Source organism: Spirosoma sp., assembly GCF_048594605.1.
In the GTDB taxonomy this organism is placed as follows: domain Bacteria; phylum Bacteroidota; class Bacteroidia; order Cytophagales; family Spirosomataceae; genus Spirosoma.
The window spans coordinates 1-6,178 of sequence record NZ_JBMDWV010000061.1; the positions used below are offsets into that span (position 1 = coordinate 1).

General features: G+C 41.6%; 8 protein-coding genes. All 8 read left to right on the forward strand.

The window, feature by feature from the left end; translation table 11 throughout:
• On the forward strand, nt 1-273 hold a 273-nt coding region (locus ACOJS8_RS03420; protein WP_420147128.1), incomplete at its 5' end, for a 30S ribosomal protein S2.
• Nucleotides 274-455: 182 nt separating this feature from the next.
• The gene (gene tsf / locus ACOJS8_RS03425) at nt 456-1,289 is read left to right on the forward strand and encodes a translation elongation factor Ts (RefSeq protein ID WP_420147129.1); all 834 of its coding nucleotides are present in this window, start codon (nt 456-458) and stop codon (nt 1,287-1,289) included.
• A gap of 329 nt (nt 1,290-1,618) precedes the next feature.
• Entirely contained in the window at nt 1,619-2,224 is a 606-nt protein-coding gene (locus ACOJS8_RS03430; RefSeq protein WP_420147130.1) for an RNA polymerase sigma factor, read from the forward strand.
• Between the two features lie 6 nt (nt 2,225-2,230).
• Nucleotides 2,231-2,434 carry a hypothetical protein gene (locus tag ACOJS8_RS03435; protein ID WP_420147131.1) on the forward strand — a complete coding sequence of 68 codons (204 nt, stop codon included), beginning with the start codon at nt 2,231-2,233 and terminating at the stop codon, nt 2,432-2,434.
• A complete protein-coding gene (locus ACOJS8_RS03440) occupies nt 2,431-3,255 on the forward strand; it encodes a mechanosensitive ion channel family protein (protein WP_420147132.1) in 825 nt (274 codons plus the stop codon). Before ACOJS8_RS03435 ends, ACOJS8_RS03440 begins: the two co-directional genes overlap by 4 nt.
• A gap of 58 nt (nt 3,256-3,313) precedes the next feature.
• A complete protein-coding gene (locus ACOJS8_RS03445; RefSeq protein ID WP_420147133.1) occupies nt 3,314-4,312 on the forward strand; it encodes a DUF3078 domain-containing protein in 999 nt (332 codons plus the stop codon).
• A 50-nt stretch (nt 4,313-4,362) separates the two neighbouring features.
• Nucleotides 4,363-4,695 carry a large-conductance mechanosensitive channel protein MscL gene (gene mscL / locus ACOJS8_RS03450; protein ID WP_420147134.1) on the forward strand — a complete coding sequence of 111 codons (333 nt, stop codon included), beginning with the start codon at nt 4,363-4,365 and terminating at the stop codon, nt 4,693-4,695.
• 87 nt (nt 4,696-4,782) lie between these two features.
• Nucleotides 4,783-6,135, forward strand: coding sequence for a UDP-N-acetylmuramoyl-L-alanine--D-glutamate ligase (murD, locus tag ACOJS8_RS03455; protein ID WP_420147135.1), 1,353 nt, complete (start codon nt 4,783-4,785; stop codon nt 6,133-6,135).
• The last annotated feature ends 43 nt before the right edge of the window (nt 6,136-6,178 follow it).

Sequence of the window (6,178 nt, forward strand, 5' to 3'; positions counted from 1 at the left end):
ATCTGCGATACAAATTCCAATCCTGATTCCGTAGAATTCGCAATACCTGCTAATGATGATGCTTACAAATCAATCTCTCTCATTACGCTTGCCATTGGTAAGGCTATTGAGGAGGGCTTGATGGAGCGGAAACAGGACAAAGACGATCAGCGTATTCAGGAAGAAGAAGACGCTAAACGTAACGAAGATCTGGCCCAGGCTCGTGCTCAAGGCGAAACCCAACCTGAAGCGGAAGCAGCTCCAACTGCTGTTGCTTCAGGCGATCAGGAATAATATGGAAGTTATAGAGTAAGAATGTTGTAAAGTTGTATAGTTCGCTATAGGTGACAATTTTATAACCTTATAACTTATATAGATAGCCCGTAGCCAGCCGCTATGGGCTATTCCATTTCAAAAAGCAACTATTAGATTACCAAATATTTTTTGGCAATTCAAATCAATAACAATCGTTTATTATGGCAATTACAGCTGCTGACGTAAATAAACTTCGGCAAGAGACCGGAGCTGGTATGATGGACTGCAAAAAGGCCCTTACCGAAGCTGATGGCGATTTTGAAAAAGCAAAAGAAATTCTGCGCAAGCAAGGGCAGAAAATAGCAGATAAACGGGCTGATAATACAACTGCTGAGGGCGTCGTGTTAGCGCACGTAAGTCCAGACGGAAAGTCAGGGAAGGTTGTCGCTCTGGCCTGCGAAACAGAACCTGTATCGAAAGTAGCTGATTTCCAAAATCTCGCTATGGCTGTAATAAGCACGGCAGTTGCAACAGACGCTACGGATAAAGCTACTTTACTAGCTACTCCACAAGCTGATGGCCGTTCACTGCAAGATCACATCACGGACTTGATGGGCAAAATCGGTGAAAAAATTGATGTTGCTTCCTTCGAAACTGTGTCGGCGGATAAAGTTGTGTCCTATATTCACTCGAATGGAAAATTAGGAGTATTGGTTGGGTTAACAAATACAAATGGCACCGATGTGACAGAAGTGGGCAAAGACGTTGCTATGCAGATCGCAGCAATGAAACCCGTCGCCCTTGATAAAGATGGAGTAGACGCCACAATTGTACAACGGGAAATCGAGATCGGAAAGGAACAAGCCCGCCAGGAAGGTAAACCAGAGGCTATGCTTGAAAAGATCGCCTTGGGTAAACTTAACAAGTTTTACAAAGAAAATACATTGCTTAACCAGGAGTTTGTAAAAGACAGCTCTTTGACAATCGCCCAATTATTAGAAAAAACCAGCAAAGGCCTAACTGTATCAGCTTTCAAGCGTGTAGCTATCGGCTAAGCCTTTATACCTATCGTTCTGTCAAAATACCCGGCCTTGAGGTCGGGTATTTTTGTTTATTAACACCAGCACATAGAAGAGTAGAAACCAGTCATATTCGGTAAGCTTCATAATTCCTACATCAAATACACATCATATACTCGAATATCTTGCATATGTGAGCATATATTCATCAATACTTGGGTAATTTGCGCTTGAAACAGTAGCGGCAAAAAATGTATCTTATGGCTTACACATAAAAACATTTGTTCATTAGATACTATTACTGAGTAACCTGGTTATGTTACTTTTACACGACTATCAGGTCTTAAGAGCCACCCACCGTAAAAATGGAAAAATTGTCCGACGAGGAGTTGGTTCGACTGTATGTCGAGACTCAACGTAATACCTATTTTGAAAAGTTATATGAACGTTACTGCGACAAAGTATATCGTAAGTGCCTTTCCTTTACAAAAGACCCTATCCGAGCTGAAGATCTAACGCACGACATTTTCCTGAAGCTCGTGGTTAAACTGAGTAGTTTCCGTGAACAAGCTAAGTTCTCTACTTGGCTCTATTCGATTACTTATAATTACTGTACAGATCAACTGCGTTCCCATAATCTGCGTCGGGAAGTGTACATGGATGATAACTGGGAGCGACTGGATGTAGAGTCAGACGATGGGCTAGCAGAAATAGCAGAAATGGAATCCAAACAGCTTGAGCGGGCCTTAAAGCAGCTAGCTCCTGAAGAGCAAACCATGTTGCTCATGAAATATCAGGATGACATTAGTATTCGAGACATTGCTTCTATCAATGGATTAACTGAGAGCGCTGTAAAGATGCGGTTGAAACGTTCGCGCGATAAACTCCGTAAGAACTATCTTGAAAGTGCTGTTTTTTGGCTTTTATTAGCTATCAAAGCTGCTTTATTAATTCGCTGGCCTTTTCGTTAACTGTCTATGGAAACCTTAAATCCGTTTAAAGAAATCGAACCAGACGCTGTCTGCCCTCCACATTTAAAAAACGAACTGGTATCGGAGATTGATTTGATACGTAATGCTGTGACAATCATTGAGCTTTATGTAGGCGACCTATTTGGTTTAGCATCTGTACTGGTCAATCCTAACTCAACACCTTCTGAAGATTCCAATTATCCAACATGAAACAACTTCCTGAATTAGCGGATGTACTACGGAACACTTTCCAAACACTAATTGATCAGTTCGTCGAATTTGTACCGCGCCTGCTCGGGGCGGTGGTCATTTTATTAATTGGTATTGGATTTGCCCGGATCATTGCAATAATTATTCGGCGTATTCTGGGCAAAGTGGGTTTTGATAAAATTGGCAACCGCTTGAACGAAATCAGTATCATTAAACAGCTAAAGACTGAAATTAAGTTAAGCGAAATCATTGCTAAGGTTCTCTACTATTTCATACTCCTGGTGTTTATCAAGGCGGCAACAGAAAAGCTGGGTGTATCTGCAATTTCCGAGATGGTAGCCTCACTCATTAACTTTATTCCCAAGTTAATTGCAGCCGCTATCATGCTTCAGATAGGTGTGTTAGTAGCCGATGCTTTACGTAGTGCCGTACTCAGTCTGTGCCAGTCATTCAATATTACTTCAGGTCGATTATTGAGCATGATTGTGTTTGTTTTCTTTCTAATTATCACAATCATCAGTGCCCTGGGTCAGGCAGGTATTAACACTGAGCTACTCGAATCAAGCTTCAACCTAATTATTGGCGGGGTTATTTTCTCCTTTGCTATCGGTTATGGAATTGCTTCCCGAGACGTAATGGCCAACATTCTGTCATCATTCTACACTAAAAACAAATTTAAAGAAGGACAAATAGTCCAGATTGACGAGATCAAAGGCGAAATTATTAAGATTGATAACTTGTCGCTGACGCTACGTACCGGCGATACAACAACAGTGATTCCGTTACAAACTCTTCAAATAAAAAAGGTAGAGGTTTTCTAAAAAATTACAGGCATGCAATTGGTTGCCTTCGATTCAATATGTAAATTATATATAAGCTATGAAAAAATATATCGCACTCATGTTTATAGCTGTGCTTTGCTTAAACAAAACGGTCGCTCAGGACTCGACTCGAACCACTACTAATTTTAAGGATACAGTAGCTATTAAACCCGATACCTCTTACTGGCAAAAATCTTTCAATGGCGGCATTAATTTCAACCAAGCCTCATTTAGTAATTGGTCTGGCGGAGGGGTTAACTCAGTAGCTATAGGTGGCGTAATAGCTGCTCGGGCACTTTATGAAAAAGGGAAAATATCATGGGATAATACGGCGGATTTTCAATTAGGTTACGTTACTCAATTGGGAAACACGCGTAAAGCCGCCGATCAAATCATTTTGATTTCAGTACTGGGTCGCAAAATTGCCCCAAAATGGGATTTGTTTCTATCGGGAACATTCAATACGTTCTTTGCCCCTGGTTTTCGTTACGATAAGCTTCCGACTGATCAGACTCGCCTGCGCGTATCAAATTTTTTCGCACCTGCTCAGCTTACTTTATCCGCGGGAATAGCTTATAAACCGAATGACTGGTTCTCGTTACGTATGAGCCCGATAGCCCCCCGTCTTACGTTCCTGTCGGATCAGGGAGTGCGAGTTAGTGTCGATCCTATAACAGGGCTTTATCGGCCTGATCCAACTGCCACCGTTTATGGCGTTCCTCCCGGACAAAGCACCCGAACCGAGTGGCTGGCTTTTCAATTACAGACTGTGGTCAATCGCAATCTAACCGAGAATATTGCCTTAAACGCTCGTTACCAATTATTTACAGAATACGCCCGCTTAGATAATATTAACCACAGGCTTGACTTATTACTGACGGCAAAACTAAATCGATATCTAAGCACAACCTTTGGGCTCATTGCACTTTATAATAAAGATTTCAGCACAGAACTGCAAATTCAGCAAACGCTAGCTGTTGGATTAGTGTATAATATCAGTAACTTCCGCACTAAAAAAGAACCGGCAAAACCCACAGACCCTAACGGACGATTCTAATATTTCTCTCTAGTTCTTAAATTCCATTATTTAACCTAAAAAATAAATTTATGATAAATGAATTCCGCACATTTATTGCACAAGGCAATGTTCTTGATTTAGCTGTTGGCGTTATTATTGGCGCAGCTTTCGGTAAAATCACCACTTCTTTAGTCGAAGATATTATCAATCCTATTTTAGGATTAGTAACCGGCGGTATTGACTTCAGTCAGCTAAAACTTGTATTGAAAGAAGCCGTTGGTACAGCTCCTGAAGTAGCAATTCGATACGGTAATTTTCTGAATACTCTCATTCAGTTCTTGATAATTGCCTGGGTAGTCTTCCTGATTGTAAAACTAGCCAATCGGGCTCGCCTGTCAAGTTCAATGGCACCCAAAGAGTAACTATTTTTAGAAAAACAAAGAAAAGCCTCGGTTACAAGTCGGGGCTTTTTTATTTATGCGTTATTTTGCTGATAGTATAGATTTACTATGTCAGTTCAGAAAATAGTCGTTCTTGGCGGAGGGGAAAGCGGAGTAGGTGCTGCATTGTTGGCTCAGGCAAAAGGATTTGATGTCTTTTTGTCAGATCGAGGTGCACTAAAAGAAAGTTATCGGACAACGCTACAGCAGGCGGGTATTCCATTCGAAGAAGGCCAGCATACGGAAGAACGCATTCTAGTCGCATCTGAGGTGATCAAAAGCCCTGGCATTCCGGCTACAGTACCATTGGTCCAGAAGCTCCGTGAACAGGGAACGCCGATCATCTCAGAAATCGAATTTGCAGCTCGCTACACCAAAGCCAAGCTTATCGGAATTACAGGCAGTAATGGTAAAACAACCACCACACTGTTGACGTATCATCTGCTTAAAACAGCAGGTTTGAACGTAGGGTTGGCTGGTAACGTAGGCGATAGTTTCGCTGAACAAGTCATTACTGATACGTTCGACTACTTTGTTCTTGAGCTAAGTAGCTTTCAACTGGACGACATGTATCAGACGCACCTCAACGTAATGGTGCTGCTTAACATTACGCCCGATCATCTGGATCGTTACGGCTATAGTTTTCAGAATTACGTCGATTCTAAATTCCGTATTCTTCAAAATGCACGTCCTGACGACGATTTTATTTACTTCGTCGAAAGCCAACCCATTCTGGACGAATTAGAAAAACGGAATCCGGTTGTGCATCAGTTGCCTGTTTCGTTAGAGAAAGCCGTTAAAGAAGGTGGTTATTGGACACATGGAAGCCTAATTACAACGAATAAAGGTCGTTCGTTTACGGTTTCGCAAGCCGAAACCACTCTGCGTGGCCCACATAATGCCATTAATACGCTAGCAGCTATACTGGCAGCTCAATCGATGAACATAACAGATGATGCTATTATTGCTGGCCTTAAAACCTTTCAGAACGCAGCCCATCGACTCGAACCCGCTGGTACAGTCAATGGTATTCAGTTTATCAACGACTCAAAAGCAACGAATGTCGATTCTGTTTTTTATGCCTTATCAAGCATGGATGCGCCGACTATCTGGATAGCAGGAGGACAGGATAAAGGGAATGACTACAGTCAGCTTGATGAAGTAGTGCGCCAGAAAGTAAAAGCGCTCATTTGTTTGGGAGTAGACAATCATAAATTAGTAGATTACTTCGGCAATACAATTTCTACCATTTATGAAACCCAGCAGGTTACTGACGCTGTAGCGAAAGGCCTTGAATTAGGGCAACCGGGGGATATTGTTCTGCTTTCTCCAGCCTGCGCAAGTTTCGATTTATTTAAGAATTACGAAGACCGGGGTAATCAGTTTAAAACCGCAGTAAAAAATTTAATGCATGATCTATAAGATAGTTACCTTATAGATCACCTATAATATTTTAAAAAATTAT

Bases quoted from the DNA above. Each gene is read 5' to 3' on its own strand.
- ACOJS8_RS03435 (WP_420147131.1), top strand. From the start codon at position 2,231: ATGGAAACCTTAAATCCGTTTAAAGAAATCGAACCAGACGCTGTCTGC.
- ACOJS8_RS03445 (WP_420147133.1), top strand. From the start codon at position 3,314: ATGAAAAAATATATCGCACTCATGTTTATAGCTGTGCTTTGCTTAAAC.
- mscL (WP_420147134.1), top strand. From the start codon at position 4,363: ATGATAAATGAATTCCGCACATTTATTGCACAAGGCAATGTTCTTGAT.
- ACOJS8_RS03440 (WP_420147132.1), top strand. From the start codon at position 2,431: ATGAAACAACTTCCTGAATTAGCGGATGTACTACGGAACACTTTCCAA.
- ACOJS8_RS03430 (WP_420147130.1), top strand. From the start codon at position 1,619: ATGGAAAAATTGTCCGACGAGGAGTTGGTTCGACTGTATGTCGAGACT.
- tsf (WP_420147129.1), top strand. From the start codon at position 456: ATGGCAATTACAGCTGCTGACGTAAATAAACTTCGGCAAGAGACCGGA.
- murD (WP_420147135.1), top strand. From the start codon at position 4,783: ATGTCAGTTCAGAAAATAGTCGTTCTTGGCGGAGGGGAAAGCGGAGTA.